The sequence below is a fragment of the Aeromicrobium sp. PFPM2_SD2 genome, from assembly GCF_057364525.1.
The window spans coordinates 1-1,139 of sequence record NZ_JBNFNZ010000616.1 but is presented as its reverse complement, the minus strand read 5'-3'; the positions used below and the strand labels follow the sequence as shown (position 1 = coordinate 1,139).

Below are 1,139 nucleotides of genomic sequence, written 5' to 3'. Positions count from 1 at the left end.
GCTGGGCGCCGGCCTGCTCGGCCAGCGCCTGGTGCAGGCCCAGGCGGCTGTCGCGCTCGCGCACCGAGCGCACGCGCAGCACCGCGTGCAGGCCGGCGTCGTGCGTCACCTTCGTCATGGACGAACCTCCGTGAAGAGCGCACGGTACGGACGTCCGTCCACGACCATGCTGATCGTTCGCTCGCTGCGCTCGCTCATGCCGCCACCACCTGACGCAGGCGCTGCCAGGCCTCGGCGGTGGGCGTCTGGTCGTCCATGTCCTGCTGCAGGAAGCCGTCGATCGCGCCCATCGCGGCGAGCGCGGCGTCGGCGTCGGGGTCCGAGCCGGCCGCGTAGGCGCCGATCTCCACGAGCTCGCGCACGTCGCGGTGCGCGGCGAGCAGCTTGCGCAGCCGGCGCGCGGCCTGCTGCTGCTCGGGGTCGGTGATCCGCGACGTGGTGCGCGAGATCGACTCCAGCACGTCCACCGAGGGGAAGTGCCCGGCCGTCGCGAGCCGACGCGAGAGGACGACGTGGCCGTCCAGGATCGACCGGGCGGTGTCGCCGATCGGGTCCTGCAGGTCGTCGCCCTCGATGAGGACGGTGTAGAGCCCGGTGATGCTGCCGTGCGGCGAGGTGCCGGCGCGCTCGAGCAGGCGGGGCATGAGGCCGAAGACGCTCGGCGGGTAGCCGCGCGTGGCCGGGGGCTCGCCGGCCGACAGGCCGATCTCGCGCTGGGCCATGGACACGCGGGTCAGCGAGTCCATCATGAGGACGACGTCCTTGCCCTGGTCGCGGAACCACTCGGCGATGCGGGTGGCCACGAACGCCGAGCGCATGCGCTCGACGGCGGGCGCGTCGGACGTCGCGACGACGACGACCGAGCGGGCCAGGCCCTCGGGACCGAGGTCGTGGTGGATGAACTCCGAGACCTCGCGGCCGCGCTCGCCGACCAGGGCGATGACGTTGACGTCGGCGTCCGTGCCGCGGGCGATCATCGACAGCAGGCTGGACTTGCCGACGCCCGAGCCGGCCATGATGCCCAGGCGCTGGCCGCGACCGCAGGGCACGAGGGTGTCGAGGGGCGCGCACGCCGGAGGCCGAGCTGGCGGTCGATGCGGGGGCGGTCGAGGGCGTTCGGGGCGGCGTTGTCGACGCCG

1 protein-coding gene is annotated in these 1,139 nt (G+C 74.0%); it reads right to left on the bottom strand.

Annotated features, from left to right (window positions below; translation table 11 throughout):
• Nucleotides 1-194: 194 nt before the first annotated feature.
• Nucleotides 195-1,049 (bottom strand): FliI/YscN family ATPase, encoded by an 855-nt coding sequence (locus AC2W7G_RS16885; RefSeq protein WP_485869459.1) that lies wholly within the window; start codon nucleotides 1,047-1,049, stop codon nucleotides 195-197.
• Nucleotides 1,050-1,139 lie beyond the last annotated feature (90 nt).